Genomic DNA, 22,283 nt, shown 5'->3' on the forward strand with positions numbered 1-22,283 from the left:
TAAACCTTGCGCCCGCCAACTGCGGGCTTTGCGGATGTGACAACCGATGATGTTCAAGCGCTGCCTGGTAGTGATCAGCGGGTTTCTGCTGGCCTTGACCGCGATGCTCGCTCAAGGCGCCGCGGTGCCCCAGGCTGGGTTGTCCCCGGCCGTACAGCAATGGCTCGGTGAGCACCGGCAATGGCGGGTAGGTGTGGTGCTGCAAGCTCCCTATGCTCGGTGCGACAAGCGAAGCCAGCAGTTGGCCGGGCTGAGCGTCGACGTGATACAGGCACTGGGGCGTGCCCTTGGCGTTGAGCCTAAATGGCGCACCTTCAATGATCAGGCAGCGCTGGATGATGCGCTGCGCAGGGGTGAGATCGATATTGCACCCGGCCTTACGCAAACCCCGGCCGGCCTGCGATCGTGGGATTTCTCAGACCCTTACCTGCGCATCGCCCAACGCGTGGTGGGTGAGCGCGCTGGCGCCAGTGCGCTGGACCTTGAGAACCTGCCCGAGCACGAGCGCATCGCCGTACGCGGCCCAGGTGCGGTGGCCGACTACGTGCGCCAGACCTATCCTCGCCTGGATGTGGTGCGACGTCACCCAGGATCGCAAGGCGCTGGAGGCCGTGATCTCTCAGCAGGCCCGGCTTGCCGTGGTCGACGAGGCGCAACTGGGGCGCCTGTCGCGCGAGCCGGAGTTCGCAAGCCTGGCCGTTGTGGGCGATGTGGGCCTGCCGCAACTGCTGCGCATCGGCTCTCGCCCTGACCTGCCGGAATTCGCCACTGCCATCAGTGCCGGGCTGCACGCCCTCTCGGCGCGCGAGGTGGAGCAATGGCGCGCCCGCTGGTTGCCTGCGGCGTACCCCGCTGCGGCGGTTTCCCTGGGCACCTGGCGCGTGTTGGCCGTGCTCGCGACCTTGCTGGCACTGCTGCTGGCGGGCGTGGTGCTGTGGCTGCGCCGGCAGCAGCGCCAGTACGAGCGCCGCCTGGTCCGTGCTCGCGAAGCCATCGCCCAGACCCAGGCGCGCGAGGCGGCGCTGCGGCTCACGCAGTTCTCCATCGACCAGAGCACTGTCGGCATCTTGTGGGTGAACTGGGACAGCCACATCCGCTATGCCAACCGCGCAGCGGAGAACATGCTCGGCTACGCCCCCGGGGTGCTTGAGAACCAGCCTTTGGCCGAGCTGGAGCCGACATTGAGCATGGACCGCTGGCTCGACCTGTGGCGGCGCGCACGCGCTGGCGAGGAAACACCCGTGTTCGAAACCCATTGCCGCAGCGCCGTGGGTGAGTGGGTGCCAGTGGACGTGGCGTTGAGCTTCCTGCGCTATGACGACGAGGAGTACCTGGTGGTGTTTCTCACCGACATCACCGAACGGCGGCGCGCGCAAGCGCAGTTGCGTGATCTGTCGGCGCACCTTGAAAGCGTGCGCGAAGAAGAAAAGGCACGCATTGCCCGCGAAGTGCATGATGAGCTCGGCCAGGTGCTGACGGTGCTGAAACTGGAAGTGTCGATGTGCGAGCTGGCGTACGCTGGCCTCGATGCCGGGCTTCAGGAACGGCTGGACAGCATGAAGCGGCTGCTGGTGCAGCTATTCCAGCAGGTGCGCGATGTGGCCACGGCACTGCGCCCACCGATTCTGGATGCGGGGCTGTTGTCGGCGATCGAGTGGCAGGCGCGGCGCTTCGAGGCGCGTACGCAGATTCCGTGCCTTGTGCAGGCCCCTGAACAGGTGCCTGCCATCAGCGATGCGATGGCCACCGGCCTGTTCCGGATCTTGCAGGAGGCGCTGACCAATGTGATGCGCCATGCGCAGGCGCACAGCGTGGAGGTGAGCTTGTCGTTCGAGCAGGGCGGCCTCCAGTTGCTGGTCAGCGATGACGGCCGAGGGTTCGATGTGGCGCAGCCAAGGCCGAACTCGTTCGGGTTGGTGGGCATGCGCGAGCGGGTAATGATGTTGGGTGGCAGGCTGGAGCTGTCCAGCACGCTAGGGGAGGGGGCCACGTTGGTGGTCTGGGTTCCGATGAAGGAGGGGCAGGGGTGATTCGAGTATTCGTGGCCGAAGACCACACCATCGTGCGCGAGGGCATCAAGCAATTGATCGGCCTGGCTCAGGATATGAAGGTCGCCGGTGAGGCGGGCAATGCCGAGCAATTGATAGAAGGCCTGCGGCACACACCCTGTGAGGTGGTGCTGCTGGACATCTCCATGCCCGGCGCCAATGGCCTTGAGGCTATCGGCCGGATCCGCGCATTGAGCCCTGCGCCGGCGATCCTGATGCTGTCGATGCACGACGAAGCGCAAATGGCGGCGCGGGCTTTGAAAATGGGCGCCGCCGGCTATGCGACCAAGGACAGCGACCCTGCCTTGCTGCTGTCAGCGATTCGCCGGGTGGCTACCGGTGGGCGTTACATCGACCCGCAACTCGCAGACCGCATGGTGTTCGAAGTGGGGCTGACCGATTCTCGGCCCTTGCACTCGCTCCTGTCGGAGCGTGAGTTTTCGGTGTTCGAGCGCCTGGCCCAGGGCGCTCGTGTCAACGAAATCGCCGACCAGTTGGCGTTGTCGAGCAAGACCATCAGCACCCACAAGGCGCGCCTGATGCAGAAGCTCAAGGTCAATTCACTGGCTGAGCTGGTGAAGTACGCGATGGAGCATCGGATCATCTGAAACCGATTGTTTCATTTGCGACCTGCGTGAGAAGCCTACCAGCATGGCCTTGCGCTATTACCCATGCCAGATTGCGCCATTCGTGTAGGGCAATTCCTACACGCAGCTCTCAGCGCGGCTGAAGCGAATCTCTCCGCCCCCCCGATTTTCGGGGGTTGACCCGTTACGTACGCTTGGCCCACGCATCACCAACAAGGGTACGGGGACATGAGCGAGGCGAAGTCAGGCGCGGCCGATATTCTGGTCAGCTTTCGTGGGGTACAGAAGAGCTACGACGGTGAAAACCTGATCGTCAAGGACCTCAACCTGGACATCCGCAAGGGTGAGTTCCTTACGCTGCTGGGGCCTTCGGGCTCTGGCAAAACCACCAGCCTGATGATGCTCGCCGGCTTCGAAACGCCGACCGCAGGCGAAATCACCCTGGCCGGGCGTGCGATCAACCACGTACCGCCGCACAAGCGCGACATCGGCATGGTGTTCCAGAACTACGCCCTGTTTCCGCACATGACCGTGGCCGAGAACCTGGCCTTCCCGCTCACCGTGCGCGGCATGAGCAAGGCGGACGTGGCCGACAAGGTCAAGAAGGCACTGGACATGGTGCAGCTTGACCGCTTCGCCCAGCGCTACCCGGCGCAACTGTCCGGTGGCCAGCAACAGCGCGTGGCGCTGGCGCGGGCGCTGGTGTTCGAGCCGCAACTGGTGCTGATGGACGAGCCGCTGGGCGCGCTGGACAAACAACTGCGTGAACACATGCAGATGGAGATCAAGCACATTCACCAGCGCCTGGGCGTGACCGTGGTGTACGTGACCCACGACCAGGGCGAAGCGTTGACGATGTCGGACCGCGTGGCAGTGTTCCATCAAGGCGAGATCCAGCAGATCGAAGCCCCGCGCTCTCTCTACGAGCACCCGCGCAATACTTTCGTGGCCAACTTCATCGGCGAGAACAACCGCCTCAGCGGCCAATTGCTCAGCCGCGAGGGCGACCGCTGCGTGGTGGCCTTGGCCCGTGGTGAAAAGGTCGAAGCGCTTGCCGTGAACGTCGGCCAGCCCGGCGAGCGGGTAACGCTTTCGGTGCGCCCGGAACGCGTGCGCCTGGGTAGTCAGAGCGATCAGCTCGCCAACCGTTTTTCCGGCCGTGTGGCCGAATTCATCTACCTGGGCGACCACGTCCGGGTACGCCTGGAAGTGGCCGGCACCACCGACTTCTTCGTCAAGCAACCCATCGCCGAGCTCGATCCTGCCCTCTCGGTCGGCGATGTAGTACCCCTTGGTTGGCAAATCGAGCACGCCCGCGCGCTTGACCCGTTGACCGACTGACCTGGTTAAAACAACAAGAACACCTAACTGCATAGTGGAGAGGAATTCATGCTCAAGCATTTGAAGCTCAGCGCCCTGGCCCTGGGGATGATGGCCGCAGCCAACGCCATGGCGGCTGACCTGACCGTCATCTCGTTCGGCGGCGCCAACAAGGCGGCCCAGGAAAAAGCGTTCTACAAAACCTGGGAAGAGGCTGGCAACGGCAAGATCGTGGCGGGCGAATACAACGGCGAAATGGCCAAGATCGAAGCTCAGGTCGATACCAAGGGCGTGACCATGGACCTGGTGGAAGTCGAGTCGCCGGAGCTGTCCCAAGGCTGCGACGAAGACCTGTTCGAAACCCTCGACCCGAAACTGTTCGGCGACAAGGCTAACTACGTCGACGGCACCATCCAGACCTGCGGTGTGGGCTTCTTCGTATGGTCCACGGTGCTGGCCTACAACGCCGACAAACTGCAGACCGCTCCGGCCAACTGGGCTGATTTCTGGGACACTCAGAAATTCCCGGGCAAGCGCGGCCTGCGCAAGGGCGCCAAGTACACCCTGGAAATCGCCCTGATGGCCGACGGCGTAGCGCCGGCCGATGTGTACAAGGTACTGGGCAGCAAGGACGGCCAGAACCGTGCGTTCAAGAAGCTCGACGAGCTCAAGCCCAATATCCAGTGGTGGGAAGCTGGCGCCCAGCCCCCGCAATACCTGGCCTCGGGTGACGTGGTGATGAGTTCTGCCTACAACGGCCGCATTGCCGCTGTGCAGAAGGACAGCAACCTGAAAGTGGTGTGGACTGGCGGGGTGTACGACTTCGACGCATGGGCCATCCCGCGCGGGGCGAAGAATGCCGAAGAGGCGAAGAAATTCATCGCCTGGACCCTCAAGCCCGAGAACCAGAAAGTCTACGCCGAGAACATCGCTTACGGCCCGACCAACAAGGCCGCCGTGCCGCTGCTGGCCAAGAGCGTGACCGACAACATGCCTACCACCGAGGCCAACCTCAAGGATCAGGTGCGGATCGACGTCAAGTTCTGGGCTGACAACGGTGAGCAGCTCGAGCAACGCTTCAACGCCTGGGCCGCGAAGTAAACCGTTTTGGGCGCGGCCACCGGCCGCGCCCGTCTGATTCGTCTGGAGAGTTTCAATGGCCCAATCCGCCCCACTGGCCGACGCTGGCCCGTCCCTGAAGCAGCGCCTGATCCGCGCCGAGCGCGTCAACCGCTGGAAGGCCCAGGCGCTGATCGCGCCGCTGGTGATCTTCCTGTTGCTGGTGTTCCTGGTCCCGATCGGTGCGCTGCTGTATCGCAGCGTCAGCAACCCGGAGGTGGTCGGGACCTTGCCCCGCACCGTGACCGCCATCGGCGCCTGGGACGGCAAGGGCCTGCCGGACGAAAACGTCTACAAAGCGTTCAGCGAAGACCTCGTGGACGCGCGCAAAAACCAGCAATTGGGCGACTTGTCCAAGCGCTTGAACATGGAAACGGCCGGCTATCGCAGCCTGCTGATGCAAACTGCACGCGCGCTGCCGTTCAGCGAAGTGCCTGCTTCTTATAAAGAAGCGTTGGAAGGCCTCGACGAGCGCTGGGGCGACCCGGCCTACTGGCAGGTGATCCGCCGCAACACCAGTGACGTGACCTCCTATTACCTGCTGGCCTCGCTCGACCACCGTATCGATGACCTCGGCGAAGTGGCCCCGGCCAGCCCCGACCAGGCCATCTACCTCGACATCTTTGCCCGCACCTTCTGGATGGGCCTGGTCATTACCCTGCTGTGTGTGGTGCTGGCCTATCCGCTGGCCTACCTGCTGGCCAACCTGCCTGCGCGGCAGAGCAACCTGTTGATGATCATGGTGCTGCTGCCGTTCTGGACCTCGATCCTGGTGCGGGTCGCGGCCTGGATCGTGCTCTTGCAGTCCGGCGGGCTGATCAACAGCGCGCTGATGGCCATGGGCATCATCGACAAACCCCTGGAGCTGGTCTTCAACCGGGTGGGTGTGTACATCTCGATGGTGCATATCCTGCTGCCGTTCATGATCCTGCCGATCTACAGCGTGATGAAGGGCATCTCGCCCAGCTACATGCGCGCGGCGATCTCGCTGGGCTGCCACCCGTTCACCAGCTTCTGGAAAGTGTACTTCCCGCAAACCTACGCCGGCGTAGGCGCCGGCTGCCTGCTGGTGTTCATCCTGGCCATCGGTTACTACATCACCCCGGCACTGCTGGGCAGCCCTAACGACCAGATGGTCAGCTACTTCGTGGCCTTCTACACCAACACCAGCATCAACTGGGGCATGGCCACTGCACTGGGCGGCCTGCTGCTGCTGGCCACCGTCATTCTCTATCTGATCTATAGCAAGCTGGTCGGCGCCAGCCGACTGCGCCTGAGCTGAGGACACCGCCATGTTGAGCCCGTATCAGTCGCCCATCGAGCGTGTGTGGTACTACGCGTTGCGTATCCTGTGTGGCGCCGTGCTGTTGTTCCTGATCCTGCCGGTGCTGGTGATCATCCCGCTGTCGTTCAACTCGGGGAGCTTTCTGGTGTATCCGATGCAGGGTTTCTCGCTGCATTGGTATCAGGACTTCTTCGCCTCGGCCGAATGGATGCGCGCATTGCGCAACAGCATCATCGTCGCGCCAGCTGCCACTTTGCTGGCCATGGTGTTCGGCACCCTGGCTTCCATCGGCCTGGTGCGCAGTTACTTCCCCGGCAAGGCGCTGGTGATGGCACTGGTGATCTCGCCGATGGTGGTGCCGGTGGTGATCGTCGGCGTGGCGACTTACCTGTTCTTCGCCCCACTGGGCCTGGGCAACAGCTACTTCTCGCTGATCGTGGTACACGCGGTGCTGGGTGTGCCGTTCGTGATCATCACCGTTTCGGCGACACTTCAAGGCTTCAACTACAACCTGGTGCGCGCTGCGGCAAGCCTGGGCGCCAACCCGCTGCTGACGTTTCGCAAGGTCACCCTGCCGCTGATTGCGCCTGGTGTGATCTCCGGTGCGCTGTTCGCCTTCGCCACGTCGTTCGATGAAGTGGTCGTGACGCTGTTCCTGGCAGGCCCCGAGCAGGCAACGTTGCCGCGGCAGATGTTCAGCGGCATCCGCGAGAACCTCAGCCCCACCATCGCGGCAGCGGCGACCTTGCTGATCGCCTTCTCGGTGGTGCTGTTGCTCACTCTGGAATGGCTTCGCGGCCGCGGCGAGCGCCTGCGCACCAGCGCGCCGGCCTGAGGCGGGTCATCGCCGCCTGAGGGGGCAGTGGGGTACAATCCGCGCCACTGTGACCCTAGCCTACAGGTGCGCCATGCAGCCCTTCGCCATTGCCCCCTCCATCCTGTCTGCCGACTTCGCCCGCCTGGGCGAAGAGGTGGACAACGTTCTCGCCGCTGGCGCGGACATCGTTCACTTCGACGTGATGGACAACCACTACGTGCCCAACCTCACCATCGGCCCGATGGTATGTGCGGCGCTGCGCAAATACGGCGTCACCGCACCGATCGACGTGCACCTGATGGTCAGCCCGGTCGATCGCATCATCGGCGACTTCATCGAGGCCGGCGCCAGCTACATCACCTTCCACCCTGAAGCCAGCCAGCACATCGACCGCTCCCTGCAACTGATCCGCGACGGCGGCTGCAAGGCGGGCCTGGTGTTCAACCCGGCAACGCCGCTGAATCTGCTCGAATACGTGATGGACAAGGTCGACATGATCCTGCTCATGAGCGTGAACCCTGGGTTCGGCGGGCAGAAATTCATCCCCGGCACACTGAACAAACTGCGCGAGGCGCGCGCGCTGATCGACGCAAGCGGGCGCGACATCCGCCTGGAGATCGACGGCGGCGTGAACGTGAAGAACATCCGCGAGATCGCTGCAGCCGGTGCCGATACTTTCGTTGCCGGGTCTGCCATTTTCAATGCGCCTGACTACAAAGCCGTCATCGACCAGATGCGTGAAGAGCTGGCGTCGGCCCGCTCATGAGCGGCCTGGAGCAGCTGTTTCCCGGGCAGTTGCCCAAGCTGGTGATGTTCGACCTCGACGGCACATTGGTCGACTCGGTACCTGACCTGGCTGCCGCAGTGGACGAAACCCTGCGCCAGCTCGGCCGCCCGCCTGCGGGTATCGAGCAGGTCAGGCTGTGGATCGGGAATGGCGCGAAGGTGCTGGTGCGCCGTGCGCTGGCCGGCGGGCTGGAGCACTCGGGTATCGATGACGCCGACGCGGAGCACGCGCTCGAACTGTTCATGCAGGCCTATGCAAACGGCAACCATCACACCGTGGTCTATCCCGGCGTAAGCGACACCCTCAAGTGGCTGCACAAGCGGGGTGTGGAGATGGCGTTGATCACTAACAAGCCAGAACAGTTCGTTGCGCCGCTGCTCGATGATGTGAAGCTTGGCCGTTACTTTCGCTGGATCATCGGTGGCGACACTTTGCCTCAGCAGAAACCGGACCCTGCCGCGTTGTTTTTCGTGATGAAGATGGCGGGCGTAGAGGCGCATCAGGCCTTGTTCGTCGGTGATTCGCGCAACGATATCCGCGCTGCGCAGGCGGCGGGTGTCGCCAGCGTCGGGCTCACCTATGGCTACAACCATGGGCGGCCTATAGATGAGGAAGGCCCGACCCTGGTGATCAGTGACTTGCGGCAACTTCTGCCAGGTTGCCTGGCCACTTCGGGTGCTGTAACGTTGGGCGCATTCACCTCTTCACCTGGCCGGGAATCGATCGTGGCGGGCACCTGCAAACTCTGGATGAAAGTCATCAAGGCACTGGCGCGTTGGCGCTGGCGCGCCTGATTGCGTCTGGCCGGCCCTGCCGGAGCGTTTGCCTGATTGTCCCTTTTATCCGCCACGAGGCAGATCATGACCCGCGAAGAATTCCTGCGCCTGGCCGAGGCCGGCTACAACCGCATTCCCCTGGCCTTCGAAACCCTGGCCGACTTCGACACTCCTTTGTCGATTTACCTCAAGCTCGCCGACCTGCCCAATACCTACCTGCTCGAATCCGTACAGGGCGGTGAGAAGTGGGGGCGTTATTCGATCATTGGCCTCGCCTGCCGCACTGTGCTGCGGGTGCATGGCTACCGTGTCAGCGTCAGCCGCGATGGCGTGGAAGTCGAAAGCGCCGAGGTCGAAGACCCACTGGCGTTCGTCGAACAGTTCAAGGCTCGCTACAACGTCCCGACGTTGCCGGGTTTGCCGCGTTTCAATGGCGGCCTGGTCGGCTATTTCGGCTACGACAGTGTGCGTTATGTCGAGAAGCGCCTGGGCGCCTCGCCCAACCCTGACCCGATCGGGGTGCCGGACATCCTGTTGATGGTTTCCGATGCCGTGGTGGTGTTCGACAACCTGGCCGGCAAGGTGCACGCGATCGTGCTGGCCGACCCGGCCGAGGCCGATGCATTCGAAGCAGGCGAGCAGCGCCTGCAGGCGCTGCTCGAGCAAATGCGCCAACCCCTGGCGCCGCGCCTGGGCCTTGACCTGTCGCGGCCGCAGGCGGCAGAGCCTGCGTTTCGTTCCAGCTTCACCCAGGCTGACTACGAGCACGCAGTTGAGCGCATCAAGGAGTACATCCTCGCCGGCGACTGCATGCAGGTAGTGCCCTCGCAGCGGATGTCCATCGACTTCGCTGCTGCTCCTATGACCTGTATCGTGCACTGCGCAGCATCAACCCCACGCCGTATATGTACTTCTTCAATTTCGGTGACTTCCATGTCGTTGGCAGCTCACCCGAGGTGCTGGTACGTGTCGAGGAAGGTGAAGTGACCGTCCGCCCGATCGCCGGCACTCGCCCGCGTGGCGCTACTGAAGAAGACGACATCGCCCTCGAGCGCGACCTGCTCGGCGACGAGAAGGAAATCGCCGAGCACCTGATGCTGATCGACCTTGGCCGCAACGACACCGGCCGGGTATCGGAGGTGGGCAGCGTGCGCCTGACCGAGAAGATGGTCATCGAGCGCTATTCGAACGTGATGCACATCGTGTCCAACGTGACCGGCAAGCTCAAGGCCGGCCTCACCGCCATGGACGCCCTGCGTGCGATCCTGCCGGCCGGTACGCTGTCCGGGGCGCCGAAGATCCGCGCGATGGAGATCATCGACGAGCTGGAGCCGGTCAAGCGCGGTATCTATGGTGGCGCGGTGGGCTACTTCGCCTGGAACGGCAACATGGACACCGCCATCGCCATTCGCACTGCAGTCATCAAGAATGGTGAACTGCACGTTCAGGCCGGTGGCGGCATCGTCGCCGACTCAGTGCCGCTGCTGGAGTGGGAAGAAACCCTGAACAAGCGCCGCGCGATGTTCCGCGCCGTGGCGTTGGCCGAACAGCGCAACCTGTAAGGCTACTGCTGTTCGCTCAACCATTCCCGCACGCCAGGTACGCCTGGCCAGCCGCGAGTACACACGTTTCCAGAGGTAAGCGCCATGCTGCTGATGATCGACAACTACGACTCCTTTACCTACAACGTCGTGCAATACCTGGGCGAGCTGGGTGCCGACGTGAAAGTGGTGCGCAACGACGAAGTGACCATCGCCGATATCGAGGCCATGGCCCCCGAGCGCATCGTGGTTTCCCCGGCCCTTGCACCCCCACTGAAGCAGGCATCTCGATCGAGAGCATCCTGCATTTTGCCGGCAAGCTGCCGATCCTGGGTATCTGCCTCGGGCACCAGGCCATCGGCCAGGCCTACGGTGGCGACGTTGTGCGCGCTCGCCAGGTGATGCACGGCAAGACCAGCCCGGTATTCCATCACGACCTGGGCGTGTTCCATGGCCTGAACAACCCGGTCACGGTCACCCGCTACCACTCGCTGGTGGTCAAGCACGGCACTCTCCCCGAGTGCCTGGAAGTGACCGCCTGGACCCAGCACCCCGACGGCAGCTTCGACGAGATCATGGGCCTGCGCCATAAGTCGCTCAACATCGAGGGCGTGCAGTTTCACCCCGAGTCGATCCTGACCGACCAAGGCCATGCACTGCTGGCCAATTTTCTTCAGCAAACCGGCGGCCAGCGTCAGGGTTAAGGAGCTTTAATGGATATCAAGGCAGCACTGGCGCGGGTCGTCGATCATCTCGACCTGAGCACCGATGAAATGCGCGACGTCATGCGCCTGATCATGACCGGGCAATGCACCGACGCGCAGATCGGCGCCTTCCTCATGGGCCTGCGCATGAAGAGCGAGAGCATCGACGAAATCGTCGGTGCGGTGTCGGCCATGCGCGAGCTGGCGGGCAAGGTCGAGCTGGCGACGCTCGACAAGGTGGTCGACATCGTCGGCACCGGCGGCGATGGCGCCAATATCTTCAACGTATCTACCGCAGCGTCACTGGTCGTGGCAGCCGCCGGGTGCACGGTCGCCAAGCATGGCAACCGCGCGGTGTCCGGCAAGAGTGGCAGCGCCGACCTTCTGGAAGCCGCTGGCGTTTATCTGAACCTGACTCCCGTGCAAGTCGCACGCTGCATCGACAGCGTGGGCATCGGCTTCATGTTCGCCCAGTCGCACCATGGCGCCATGAAGCACGCCGCCGGCCCGCGCCGGGATCTGGGCCTGCGTACGCTGTTCAACATGATCGGCCCGCTGACCAACCCGGCCGGCGTGGTGCATCAGGTGGTCGGTGTGTTCAGCCAGGCGCTATGCCGGCCGGTGGCCGAGGTGCTGGCGCGGCTGGGCAGCAAGCATGTGCTGGTGGTGCATTCCAAGGACGGGCTGGATGAGTTCAGCCTGGCAGCGCCGACCTTCGTCGCCGAGCTGCGCCATGGCCAGATCAGCGAATACTGGGTGCAGCCCGAAGACCTGGGCATTCAAAGCCAGAGCCTGTACGGCCTGGAAGTGGACAGCCCGCAGGCCTCGTTGCAACTGATTCGCGACGCGCTGACCCGGCGCAAGACTGTCCAGGGGCAGAAGGCAGCCGAGATGATCGTGCTCAACGCAGGCGCTGCGCTGTACGCCGCTGACCATGCCTCAAGCCTCAAGGAAGGCGTAGCGCTGGCGCATGACGCGCTGCACACTGGCCTTGCTCGAGAAAAACTCGAAGAGCTTGGGGCCTTTACCGCCGTCTTTCAGTTGGAGAACCAGGCATGAGCGTGCCAACCGTTTTGGAAAAGATCCTCGCTCGCAAAGCTGAGGAAGTGGTTGAGCGCAAGGCGCGCGTGAGTTTGGCCGAAGTGGAAAAGCTGGCTTCGGCCGCCGACCCGGTGCGCGGGTTTGCCCAGGCTCTGCAAGAACGTGCCGCTCGCAAGGAAGCTGCAGTGATCGCGGAGGTGAAGAAGGCCTCCCCTAGCGAAGGTGTGATCCGCGAGCATTTTGTGCCCGCCGAGATCGCAGCGAGCTATGAACGTGGTGGCGCTGCATGCCTGTCGGTGTTGACCGACATCGACTTCTTCCAGGGTGCCGATGCCTACCTGCGTGAGGCTCGTGCGGCTTGCTCGCTGCCGGTGATTCGCAAGGACTTCATGATCGACCCTTACCAGGTCGTGGAGGCGCGCGCGCTGGGTGCCGATTGTATTTTGCTGATCGTTTCGGCGTTGAGCGATGCCCTCATGGTAGAGCTGGCCAATGTGGCCAAAGCCCAGCAGCTGGACGTACTGGTCGAGGTACACGACGGTGATGAGCTGGAGCGTGCGCTCAAGCTGCTGGATACGCCACTGGTGGGCATCAACAACCGCAACCTGCATACCTTTGAAGTCGGGCTCGAAACCACCCTCGACCTGCTGCCGCGTATCCCCAGCGACCGCATGGTGATTACCGAAAGCGGCATTTTGAACCGTGCCGATGTGGAGCTGATGGAAATCAACGATGTCTATGGCTTCCTGGTGGGTGAGGCATTCATGCGCGCCGAGGAGCCGGGCACCGAGCTGCAACGGCTGTTCTTCCCGAGCTGATTGCCGATGGCCAAGGTACTGAGTGTGCCCACCGAAGCGGGCCTTGCTGCCGAGCAGCAATTGCTCGCTGATGTCTGCGCCGGCAGCGCGGCCGGTGGCGTTCTGTTCTGGCAGGCCACTGACCAGGCGCTGGTAATGCCGCGCAGGCTCAGCCGCGAAGCGGGCTTCCAGGCCGGTTGTGAGGCGGTTGCAGCCTTGGGTTGGCCGGTGCTGCTGCGGGAAACCGGGGGCGAGCCGGTACCCCAGTCGGCGGCGACCATCAACGTGGCCCTGGTGTATGCCGCCCCGCGCGAAGACAACGACCGCAACCGTATCGAAACTGCCTACCTGCGCCTGTGTGAACCGCTTTGCGAGCTGCTCCGGGCGCTGGGTGGGCAAGCGTCTTTGGGTGAGGTGGCAGGCGCGTTCTGCGATGGCCGCTACAACGTCAACCTCGACGGGCGCAAATGGGTCGGGACTGCACAGCGCTGGCGCCAGGCGAATGGGCGAGCGGTGGTGCTGGCCCATGGCGCGATGCTGATTGGCAGTGATCGTGAGGCGATGGTCGCGGCGGTCAACACATTCAACCGCGCCTGCGGGTTGCCCCAGCGCTGTGACCCGGCCGCGCATATCGCGTTGCACGAGCGTTTTTCGGAGGTCGACGTGGTGCCTGCCCTCGAGGCGGCGTATACCAGCATGCTCGGGCGGCTGATTGGCTAGCGGGTGCCGTAGACCACCATGGTCTTGCCCTTGACCTCGATGAGCTTGCGTTCCTCCATGTCCTTGAGCACGCGCCCGACCATTTCTCGTGAACAGCCGACGATACGGCCAATCTCCTGCCGAGTGATCTTGATCTGCATACCTGCCGGGTGAGTCATGGCGTCAGGCTGCTTGCACAATTCGAACAGGCAGCGGGCAACGCGCCCGGTTACGTCGAAAAAGGCCAGGTCGCCAACTTTGCGCGTGGTGTTACGCAGGCGCTGGGCCATCTGGCTGGTCAACGCAAAGAGGATGTCTGGCGTCTGCTGGGCGATATCGCGGAAGCGATCATAGCTGACCTCGGCGATCTCGCACTCGGTCTTGGCGCGCACCCAGGCACTGCGCTCTTGCTGAGTGGCAGGCGGGTCGAACAACCCGAGCTCGCCAAAGAAATCACCCGAATTAAGATAGGCGACGATCATTTCACGCCCGTCATCGTCTTCGATCAGGATGCTGACCGAGCCCCGGATGATGTACGACAGCGTCTGCGAACGATCGCCCGCGCAGATCAGATTGCTTTTCGGCGCATAGCGGCGCCGTTGGCAGTGGTTCAAGAATTTGTCGATGTTCTTGATCTTGGGAACAGGCACGGCCATGGTGAGTTTCCGGCAATCAGGCGGGCGGGCGATAGGGTTCAAGTTCTTTGACGCCATCAAATTGGCACTACTGTATCAGAACTTGTCCGGGATGCGATACGCCCACCGGTGCCGTTCGGGCGGTTGGTGGCCAAGCCTGTGCTAAGCTGGCGCACTTTTTCGACGGAGAGCGAGATGAAGGCACGTATTCAGTGGGCCGGCGAGGCCATGTTCATCGGTGAGTCCGGCAGTGGCCATGCGGTGGTGATGGATGGCCCGCCAGAAGCAGGCGGCCGCAATCTGGGCGTGCGGCCGATGGAGATGGTGCTCATCGGGCTCGGCGGCTGCAGCAATTTCGATGTGGTCGGCATTCTGAAGAAGTCTCGCCAGCCTGTGGAGAGCTGCGAGGCATTTCTCGAGGCCGAGCGCGCCGATGAAGACCCCAAGGTGTTCACCAAGGTGCATCTGCATTTCGTGGTCAAGGGCCGTGGATTGAAGGAGGCGCAGGTCGAGCGTGCGGTCGAGTTGTCCGCCGAGAAGTACTGCTCGGCTTCGATCATGCTCGGCAGGGGTGGCGTCGAGATCACCCATGATTACGAGATCGTCGAACTGGGGTGAAAAAAAACCGGCCTTTTGGCCGGTTTTTCATGGGTCAGACGCGGTACGTGCTGCTGGTCATCACCTTGGCCAACAGGCTCATGCCGAACTTGACCGGTGCCGGAAAACGCAGGCCACCTGCATCCAGTGCGCTTTCGGCGTGGTGTTGCTCATCGACGCGCATCTGCTCCAGGATCGCACGGGATTTGCGGTCCTGCTCAGGCAGCTTCACCAGGTGTTCGTCCAGATGCTTGCACACCTGGTGCTCAGTGGCGGCGACGAACCCCAAACTCACCTTGTCGCTGATCAGCCCGGCAACTGCGCCGATACCGAACGACATGCCGTAGAACAGCGGGTTGAGCACGCTTGGCCTGCTGCCTAGCTGGCGAATGCGCTGCTCGCACCAGGCCAAATGGTCGATTTCTTCTTCGGCAGCATGCTCCATGGCTTTGCGCACGCCGGGCAGGCGCGCGGTAAGTGCCTGGCCCTGATAGAGCGCCTGGGCGCACACTTCGCCGGTGTGATTGATGCGCATCAGCCCGGCAGCGTGGCGGCTTTCGCCGTCATCGAGCTCGGCGTCGGGCTCTGGCGCTGCGGGCGTCGGGCGCGCTGGCTGGCCGCTGAAAGGCAGCAGGGTGCGGGCCGCAGTGTCTGCTTGCAGCAGCAGTTTATCGAGAGGGGAGTACTGGCGTTCAACTGCCACGTTGACCTCCAAAGAAGTAATGGAAAATCGTGTTCGATCAGCCCGGAGGCCAATGCATCTGGCGCTGGCCGAGCACATGCAAGTGAATGTGGTAGACCGTTTGCCCGCCGTCATCGCCGGTATTCATCACCACGCGGAAGCCTTTATCGCACCCGAGCTCTTTGGCCAGGCGCTGCGCGGTGAAGAAAATATGGCCCAGCAGTGGGGCGTCGGCTTCGGTGACATCAGATAGCGTCACGATCTCTTTCTTGGGCACCACCAGAAAATGCACGGGGGCTTGCGGCGCGATGTCGTGGAACGCGATGACCTGATCATCCTCGAAGATGATCTTGGCCGGGATCTCGCGGTTGATGATCCGGGTGAATGGCGTAGCCACATCGGTTCTCCGTGAGGGATGTTGCCGGCCAGTGTAGCGGCCCCCGCGCGCGGCGCACAGTGCTTTACATCATACGCCCAGGCGTAGACGGTTAGTCCGGGCGCTCAGCTTGCGCGCCAGCCATCGGGGCAGCGCGCCGCTCAGGCCCAGTTTCACTCGATTGCGCCAGCCTGGGATGATCAGCGCCCGGCGCCCGCCAAGCGCACTCACTGCCTGCCGGGCGATCTCCTCGACGCTCAATGCCCGGCCGCCGCGCTGATTGAATAGAAAGGGCCGGATGGGGCCAGGGCACAGTGCTTGTACCCGGATGCCGGTCTGGCGCAGCTCTTCGCGCAGGCCCTCGGTGAAATGCAACACATACGCCTTGCTTGCGCTGTAGCTTGTGCGCCAGGCGCCGGCGTTGAAGCCCTCGTGGCTGGCGATGTTGAGAATCTGCCCGCCACCTTGTACCGCCATGTTGTTGCCAATGGCATGGCACAGCCGGGCCACAGCCAGGATATTCAGTTCGATCAGGTCCTGTTCGCGGCCCCAGTCCAACGCCAGGAAGTGCCCCTGAGACTGCAGGCAGGCGCAGTTGACGAGCAGGTCGATGCGCGTTTCGTTTTCTTCGAGTTCAAGCAGAAAGCCCGAAAGCCGGAGCGGCTCGGTGAGGTCGCAGGCACGGAACAGCACCTCCACACCGAAGCGTTCGGTGAGCTCGAGTGCGATGGGTTCCAGTTCTTCTCGGTAGCGCGCCATCAGAATCAGCGAGCGCCCCTGGCGGGCCAGCGCTTCGGCCAAGGCGTGGCCCAGGCTGCTGGAGGCGCCGGTGATCAGGGAATAGGGGGCATCGCGGGTCTCCTTGCGGGCCCTGCCGGAGCAGGGCCGTATCGCTGGCGAGTTTGGCGCTGGCCAGCGACGCAGGAAGCACTTGCGTGTTCAGCGATGATTCATGCCTTGGCCGAGTTCGGCCATCAAGGCGCCGAAGTAGGTCATGTACGCGATGGAGGAGAGCACATACACCACCACTGCCACGACAGCCAGGATCTTTACCGCCTGGCTGTTCGGAGGTGGCGGCGCGCCGAAGCGGTTGGCATCCTTGTTGCCTGGCATGAATACCAGCACCAGGCCAAAAATGACGTTTACCAACGGAATGATCATCAGCAAAAGCGTCCAGGCCGACCAACCGAGGTCATGAACACGCTGCCCGGCGATGATGACAATCAGAACCACCATGGCAATGTCGGCAACCAGCGTGATCGGCACACCTAGCCAGGCCGAGACGAAGAGGTTCAGCAGTGCGCCCACCAACACAAAAGCAAACAGCGCTGCCGTGGCGACGAAGCTCCAGACGAAGTAGCGAAGGCGGCCGATGCGGCCATCCATGTTTTTCCAGCTCAGTGGAGCGTAGTAGCCGCTGCCCTGGGAAAGGTTTGCGGTAGGTGGTGCGAAAGGCGAAGAAGAGGAAAGCGGCGGGGCGTTTTCGGGGGAGCTCATGGGACATTTCCCTGTCGGTTTGAGAGGCGTGGATAGTACAGGGCGGCTGGGTGCAGATCAAAACCGCCCTATAGGGTTTAGAACGGTTTCACAACAACCAGTACCACGATGACAATCAAGGCCACTACTGGCACTTCGTTGAACCAGCGGTAGAACGTGTGGCTGCGGCGGTTTTCGTCCCGAGCGAAGCGCTTCACCCAGGCGCCGCAGACATGGTGGTAGCCCACCAGCAACACAACCAGCGCCAGCTTGGCGTGCAACCAGCCTTGTTGCAGCCAGCCAGGTGTGAGGTAAAGCATCCAGATGCCAATGGCGAGCGTCAGCAACATGGAAGGGGTCATGATGCCGCGGTAGAGTTTGCGCTCCATCACCTTGAAGCGCTCACGGCTGGGCGCGTCCTCGCTCATGGCGTGGTAGACGAATAGCCGAGGCAGGTAGAACAGGCCTGCGAACCAGCAGACCACGACAACGATGTGCAGCGCTTTGAGCCAGAGATACAGCATGGTTGGGCTTCTTATTCAGGGTCACGGAAGCCTCGATGGTAGTGGCCTGCGCCTGTGGGCGCCAGCGCTATGGCAGGCAGCTGCGGTTGGCTGATTCTTGACCAATTTACTCGGGCAAGCGGATAATGCCCGCATTTCGCAACAAGTCGGCTTGCGCCGGGAGAATCAACATGAGTGTCGAGTCCTTTACCCCCATGGCGTTGCAATTCACTCAGGGCGCTGCCGTCAAGGTGAAGACGCTGGTCGATGAAGAGGGTAATGACCGCCTGAAGCTGCGTGTATTCGTGACAGGTGGCGGTTGCTCGGGTTTCCAGTACGGCTTCACCTTCGATGAAGATGTGGCCGAAGACGACACCATCGTCGAGCGCGAAGGTGTGAGCCTGGTTGTTGACCCGATGAGCTTCCAGTATCTGGCAGGCGCCGAGGTGGACTACCAGGAAGGCCTGGAGGGCTCGCGGTTCGTGATCAACAACCCCAATGCCAGCACCACCTGCGGTTGCGGCCAGTCGTTTTCCATCTGACCCTGCATCAGGCGGGGTAATGGGCGCCGAGAATTCGCGAACCGGAGGCGCCGGTTACCGACGGGCGGTTCCCACTCACGCGCTCCAGGCAGCAGTGGGCAAGCCATGCGAACGCCATGGCTTCCATCCAGTCCGGGTCTACCCCCCAGGTGCTGGTGCTCTCTACCTTGGCCTGCGGCAGTAGCTGCGCAAGCCTGGTCATCAGCGCTCCATTATGAGCGCCGCCGCCGCACACCAGCAGATGTTCCAGTGGCGTGCCGGTTTTGTGGATCGAATCTGCCACACTTCGCGCCGTGAGCTCGAGCAAGGTCGCCTGCACGTCCTCGGGGGGCAGCTCGAGCCCATCCAGTTGGCGATCCAGCCAGGGCAGGTTGAACAATTCCCTGCCGGTGCTCTTGGGGCCGGTTGCCTGGAAGAAGCCCGCTGATAGCAAGCGTTCCAGCAATGGCAGGTTTACACGGCCTGCGCAGGCCCACGCCCCGTTTTCGTCGAACGCTTTGCCGTGATGGCGCCTGATCCAGGCGTCCATCAGGACGTTGCCCGGGCCGCAATCGAAACCGTGAACGGGTTGGCCGTCAGTGAGCAGACTCAGGTTGGTGAAGCCGCCCACATTCAAAACACCGACGGCGCCGCCAGCTTCGCGGAACAGCCAGTCATGAAAGGCGGGGGCAAGCGGTGCGCCCTGGCCACCGGCGGCCACGTCTCGGCGGCGAAAGTCGGCGATTACGTCAATACCCGATAGCTCGGCAAGCAAGGCAGGGTTGCCTATCTGCACGGTGAACCCCTGTGCAGGTTCGTGGCGGATCGTCTGCCCGTGGCTGCCTATCGCACGGATGTGCGAAGGCGCCAGTTGCTCCTGCGCAAGCAACGTGGCAACGCCTTCGGCGGCCAGGCGTGCCCAGGCGTTTTCGGCGAGCGCAGCGCGCGCTATTTCATCAGGCCCCGAGTTGCACAGTGCCAGCAGTTGCTGGCCGAGTTCCACAGGCATGGGGACATAGTGGCTGGCGAGCAATTGCAGGCTGGCAGCCTGCTGGTCGACCAGTGCGATATCCAGCCCATCCAGGCTGGTGCCAGACATGATGCCTATATAGAGGGCCATATCAGCGTTTGCTCGAGGCGACCATTGTGGTGCGCTCCTGGTCCATGCGAGCCATGAGTGTCTGGCTCTGCTGCATGAAGCGGCCCTTCTCACCCTTGGCGATAGGGTCGGCCATCGGCAGCTTCTGGCCCAGCGGATCTACGTGCACGCCGTTGACCTGGAATTCGTAATGAACGTGAGGGCCGGTGGCCAGGCCAGTGGTGCCGATATAACCAATCACCTGGCCTTGCTTGACCGGTGAGCCGTCACGTATGCCTTTGGCGAACCCCTGCATGTGCCCATAAAGTGTGCGGTAGGTGTTGCCGTGCTGAATGATCACCGTGTTGCCGTAGCCACCCTTGCGCCCGGCGAGGATTACCTTGCCGTCGCCGGTCGCCTTGATTGGCGTACCGCGCGCAGCCGCGTAGTCCACGCCCTGGTGGGCACGGATCTTGTTCAGGATGGGGTGAGCGCGGGCGCCGGAGAAGCGCGAGCTGATGCGAGCGAAGTCCACCGGTGAGCGCACGAAGGCCTTGCGCATGCTGTTGCCGTCGGCGGTGTAGTAGCTCGAGTTGCCTTGCTTGTTGGTGTAGCGCACGGCGGTATAGGTTTTGCCGCGGCTCACGAAGCGTGCCGAAAGGATGCTGCCGGTGCTGACGACCTTGCCATCCAGCACGCGCTGCTCATAGATCACGTCGAATTGGTCGCCTTGGCGGATGTCCTGGGTGAAGTCCAGGTCGTAGCCGAAGATATTGGCCAGGTCCAGCACCTGAGTATGTGACAGGCCAGACTTCTGCGCGGATAGCGACAAGGAACTGTTGATCACGCCGTGGGCATAGGCGCTGCGTACCACAGGTTTCTCGATGACCTTTTCGAACGCGAAAGTATCGCCCTTGCGGTTCAGGCGAATGGTTTCGAGATGGCTTACTTGCGAGTGAAGGCTTTGCAGTTGGCCGTCGGGCGAGAGCTCGAACTGCAGCACCTGGCCGCGCTGCAGGCGGGTGAACTGCTTGGCCTGCGGGTTGCTGTCGAGTGCTGCCTGCACATCGCTTGCGGAGAGGCCGACCTTCTGGAACAGGGTGGAGAGCGTATCACCCTTGGCTACAAGCACTTGCCGATGGGTTTGTGGATCAGGCTTCTCGGGTGTGGCTGGACGTTGCGCAGTCGCCTCTGGGGTGGCGTCCGGGTTTTCGATTTCGGCAAAAGGAGAGGCGTCGCTTTGCGGGGCAGCCTCAGGGGAGGGCTCCGGCTCGCCTTTGAGGGTGTCGGAAGGTGAAGGCATATCGAGGGTGAGCGAAGTACGCTTTGCTTCTACTTCGCTGGAAGGGAATACAAGCAGCGCCAGGCTGAGCAGGGCTGCGATTCCGCTGGCTGCCAAAATGTGGCTTTTGGGGTAGAAAGGGGGCGATTTTGGAGGGGTTTGGGTCATGGTTTCGGCTTTTGAATGTGGAAAAGATGAAGAGGTGAAGATGAACGTAACAATGAAGATGATGAAATAACTGTATAAAATATAACCAAAAGGGTGATGAGGCAACCCTCGCAGACGCTCAAGGTGTTGCAGGAAGTCACATTTGCCTTGGGCTTGGCCCTGTGCAGCCGATCTTGTATGTTTGCGGCCTTTGAAACTGAACCTTGCGGGCTTCCTTTATGTACTCGGTAGAAGAGCAACTGGCGCTGATCAAGCGTGGTGCGGATGAACTGTTGGTCGAGGCTGAGCTTGTCGAAAAGCTCAAGCTGGGGCGTCCCCTGCGTATCAAGGCTGGTTTCGACCCGACCGCACCGGACCTGCACCTGGGGCATACGGTGCTCATCAACAAGCTGCGCCAGTTCCAGGAGCTTGGGCATCAGGTGATTTTCCTGATCGGTGACTTCACAGGGATGATCGGCGACCCGAGTGGCAAGAGTGCAACGCGCCCTCCCTTGACCAGGGAGCAGGTGCTGGCCAACGCGGAAACCTATAAGTCGCAAGTGTTCAAGATCCTTGACCCGGCGCGTACCGAGGTGGCGTTCAACTCCACCTGGATGGACAAGATGGGGCCGGCTGACTTCATTCGCCTGACTTCCCAATACACCGTTGCGCGCATGCTTGAGCGTGACGACTTCCAGAAGCGCTACGCCGGCAATCAACCGATCGCGATCCACGAGTTTCTTTATCCACTGGTGCAGGGGTACGACTCCGTTGCACTCCAGGCTGATGTGGAACTGGGCGGTACCGACCAGAAATTCAACCTGCTGATGGGGCGTGAGCTTCAGCGCGCCTACGGGCAGCCTGCCCAGAACATCCTGACCATGCCGCTGCTCGAAGGGCTGGACGGGGTGAAGAAGATGTCCAAGTCGCTGAACAACTATGTAGGTATCCAGGAAGCCCCGGGGGCGATGTTCACCAAGCTGGTATCGATGCCTGACAGCCTGATGTGGCGTTACTACGAGCTGCTGAGCTTCCGCTCGATGGAACAGATCGAGCAGTTGAAGGCTGATGTGGCAGCCGGCGCCAACCCGCGCGACATCAAGATCCTGTTGGCAGAAGAGCTGATCGAGCGTTTCCATGGCCGCGAGGCGGCTGAGTCTGCACACCGTGCTGCGGGTAATCGTATGAAGGACGGTGAGCTTCCTGAGGATCTACCTGAGGTTGTGGTCTGTTCCTGCGAAGCATTGCCGATCAGTGCCGTGCTTAATAAAGCAGGCCTGGTGAAGAACGCCGCTGCTGCGCGCGACCTGCTCGCTGCGGGAAGTGTGAAGGTAGATGGTGAAGTCGTGGATCGTGACTTCGTATTCGCTGTGGGGGCATCCCATGTATGCCAGGCAGGAAAGAAGGCTTTCGCACGGATCTTCATCAAAGCTGAATAATTTCCGAAATAGGGGTTGACGGTTTT

General features: G+C 62.2%; 21 protein-coding genes and 3 pseudogenes. 16 read left to right on the forward strand and 8 right to left on the reverse strand.

The features are described 5' to 3' along the window. Positions 1-49: 49 nt before the first annotated feature. From LN139_RS24470 to LN139_RS24530, 13 genes and pseudogenes are all read left to right on the forward strand, one after another. Positions 50-2,030 (forward strand): annotated as a pseudogene (locus tag LN139_RS24470) (PAS domain-containing sensor histidine kinase). Next, positions 2,027-2,656 carry a response regulator gene (locus LN139_RS24475; RefSeq protein ID WP_236357715.1) on the forward strand — a complete coding sequence of 210 codons (630 nt, stop codon included), beginning with the start codon at positions 2,027-2,029 and terminating at the stop codon, positions 2,654-2,656. The pseudogene LN139_RS24470 and the gene LN139_RS24475 overlap by 4 nt, the downstream one beginning before the upstream one ends. Positions 2,657-2,863: 207 nt before the next feature. Then, complete coding sequence (locus LN139_RS24480; RefSeq protein WP_236357717.1) at positions 2,864-3,976, forward strand: ABC transporter ATP-binding protein; 1,113 nt, start codon at positions 2,864-2,866, stop codon at positions 3,974-3,976. Positions 3,977-4,024: 48 nt separating this feature from the next. Then, positions 4,025-5,056: an ABC transporter substrate-binding protein gene (locus LN139_RS24485; RefSeq protein WP_236357719.1), complete on the forward strand. Its 1,032-nt coding sequence runs from the start codon at positions 4,025-4,027 to the stop codon at positions 5,054-5,056. Between the two features lie 55 nt (positions 5,057-5,111). Then, a complete protein-coding gene (locus tag LN139_RS24490; protein WP_236357721.1) occupies positions 5,112-6,356 on the forward strand; it encodes an ABC transporter permease in 1,245 nt (414 codons plus the stop codon). Between the two features lie 10 nt (positions 6,357-6,366). Next, positions 6,367-7,194, forward strand: coding sequence for an ABC transporter permease (locus LN139_RS24495; protein WP_236357723.1), 828 nt, complete (start codon positions 6,367-6,369; stop codon positions 7,192-7,194). Positions 7,195-7,267: 73 nt separating this feature from the next. After that, a complete protein-coding gene (gene rpe, locus LN139_RS24500) occupies positions 7,268-7,942 on the forward strand; it encodes a ribulose-phosphate 3-epimerase (RefSeq protein WP_236357725.1) in 675 nt (224 codons plus the stop codon). Next, complete coding sequence (locus tag LN139_RS24505; RefSeq protein ID WP_236357727.1) at positions 7,939-8,757, forward strand: phosphoglycolate phosphatase; 819 nt, start codon at positions 7,939-7,941, stop codon at positions 8,755-8,757. Before rpe ends, LN139_RS24505 begins: the two co-directional genes overlap by 4 nt. Before the next feature lie 66 nt (positions 8,758-8,823). After that, a pseudogene (gene trpE, locus LN139_RS24510) lies at positions 8,824-10,301 on the forward strand (anthranilate synthase component I). An 84-nt stretch (positions 10,302-10,385) separates the two neighbouring features. Further along, a pseudogene (locus tag LN139_RS24515) lies at positions 10,386-10,984 on the forward strand (aminodeoxychorismate/anthranilate synthase component II). Between the two features lie 9 nt (positions 10,985-10,993). Continuing rightward, positions 10,994-12,043, forward strand: a complete 1,050-nt coding sequence (trpD, locus tag LN139_RS24520; protein ID WP_236357729.1) for an anthranilate phosphoribosyltransferase — start codon at positions 10,994-10,996, stop codon at positions 12,041-12,043. After that, the gene (trpC, locus tag LN139_RS24525; RefSeq protein WP_236357731.1) at positions 12,040-12,843 is read left to right on the forward strand and encodes an indole-3-glycerol phosphate synthase TrpC; all 804 of its coding nucleotides are present in this window, start codon (positions 12,040-12,042) and stop codon (positions 12,841-12,843) included. Before trpD ends, trpC begins: the two co-directional genes overlap by 4 nt. Positions 12,844-12,849: 6 nt before the next feature. Next, the gene (locus LN139_RS24530) at positions 12,850-13,542 is read left to right on the forward strand and encodes a lipoate--protein ligase family protein (protein ID WP_236357733.1); all 693 of its coding nucleotides are present in this window, start codon (positions 12,850-12,852) and stop codon (positions 13,540-13,542) included. Here the strand turns inward: LN139_RS24530 and crp are convergent. Then, positions 13,539-14,177 (reverse strand): cAMP-activated global transcriptional regulator CRP, encoded by a 639-nt coding sequence (crp, locus tag LN139_RS24535; protein ID WP_236357735.1) that lies wholly within the window; start codon positions 14,175-14,177, stop codon positions 13,539-13,541. The two genes, LN139_RS24530 and crp, sit on opposite strands and share 4 nt — an antisense overlap. Before the next feature lie 174 nt (positions 14,178-14,351). Here crp and LN139_RS24540 point away from each other — a divergent pair, with 174 nt between their 5' ends. Continuing rightward, positions 14,352-14,774 (forward strand): OsmC family protein, encoded by a 423-nt coding sequence (locus tag LN139_RS24540; RefSeq protein WP_236357737.1) that lies wholly within the window; start codon positions 14,352-14,354, stop codon positions 14,772-14,774. A 34-nt stretch (positions 14,775-14,808) separates the two neighbouring features. Here LN139_RS24540 and coq7 read toward each other — a convergent pair whose 3' ends face one another. From coq7 to hemJ, 5 genes are all read right to left on the reverse strand, one after another. Next, positions 14,809-15,456: a 2-polyprenyl-3-methyl-6-methoxy-1,4-benzoquinone monooxygenase gene (gene coq7 / locus LN139_RS24545; RefSeq protein WP_236357739.1), complete on the reverse strand. Its 648-nt coding sequence runs from the start codon at positions 15,454-15,456 to the stop codon at positions 14,809-14,811. Between the two features lie 37 nt (positions 15,457-15,493). After that, a complete protein-coding gene (locus LN139_RS24550; protein ID WP_236357741.1) occupies positions 15,494-15,832 on the reverse strand; it encodes a histidine triad nucleotide-binding protein in 339 nt (112 codons plus the stop codon). A 69-nt stretch (positions 15,833-15,901) separates the two neighbouring features. Continuing rightward, complete coding sequence (locus LN139_RS24555) at positions 15,902-16,702, reverse strand: SDR family NAD(P)-dependent oxidoreductase (RefSeq protein WP_236360601.1); 801 nt, start codon at positions 16,700-16,702, stop codon at positions 15,902-15,904. Between the two features lie 48 nt (positions 16,703-16,750). Further along, positions 16,751-17,197: a DUF805 domain-containing protein gene (locus LN139_RS24560; protein WP_236357742.1), complete on the reverse strand. Its 447-nt coding sequence runs from the start codon at positions 17,195-17,197 to the stop codon at positions 16,751-16,753. 188 nt (positions 17,198-17,385) lie between these two features. Continuing rightward, positions 17,386-17,808 carry a protoporphyrinogen oxidase HemJ gene (gene hemJ, locus LN139_RS24565; RefSeq protein WP_236360603.1) on the reverse strand — a complete coding sequence of 141 codons (423 nt, stop codon included), beginning with the start codon at positions 17,806-17,808 and terminating at the stop codon, positions 17,386-17,388. 173 nt (positions 17,809-17,981) lie between these two features. Here hemJ and erpA point away from each other — a divergent pair, with 173 nt between their 5' ends. After that, positions 17,982-18,332: an iron-sulfur cluster insertion protein ErpA gene (gene erpA / locus LN139_RS24570; protein WP_236357744.1), complete on the forward strand. Its 351-nt coding sequence runs from the start codon at positions 17,982-17,984 to the stop codon at positions 18,330-18,332. Positions 18,333-18,339: 7 nt separating this feature from the next. Here the strand turns inward: erpA and LN139_RS24575 are convergent, their stop codons facing one another. Together LN139_RS24575 and LN139_RS24580 are read right to left on the reverse strand one after the other, a co-directional pair. Further along, on the reverse strand, positions 18,340-19,431 hold the full coding sequence (locus LN139_RS24575; RefSeq protein ID WP_236357746.1) for an anhydro-N-acetylmuramic acid kinase: 1,092 nt from the start codon (positions 19,429-19,431) through the stop codon (positions 18,340-18,342). 1 nt (position 19,432) lies between these two features. After that, positions 19,433-20,839, reverse strand: a complete 1,407-nt coding sequence (locus LN139_RS24580) for a peptidoglycan DD-metalloendopeptidase family protein (RefSeq protein WP_236357748.1) — start codon at positions 20,837-20,839, stop codon at positions 19,433-19,435. 218 nt (positions 20,840-21,057) lie between these two features. On the opposite strand from LN139_RS24580, the gene tyrS reads away from it, so the two are divergent. Next, positions 21,058-22,257: a tyrosine--tRNA ligase gene (gene tyrS / locus LN139_RS24585; protein ID WP_236357750.1), complete on the forward strand. Its 1,200-nt coding sequence runs from the start codon at positions 21,058-21,060 to the stop codon at positions 22,255-22,257. Positions 22,258-22,283 lie beyond the last annotated feature (26 nt).

It is taken from the genome of Pseudomonas sp. KNUC1026, from assembly GCF_021650705.1.
In the GTDB taxonomy this organism is placed as follows: domain Bacteria; phylum Pseudomonadota; class Gammaproteobacteria; order Pseudomonadales; family Pseudomonadaceae; genus Aquipseudomonas.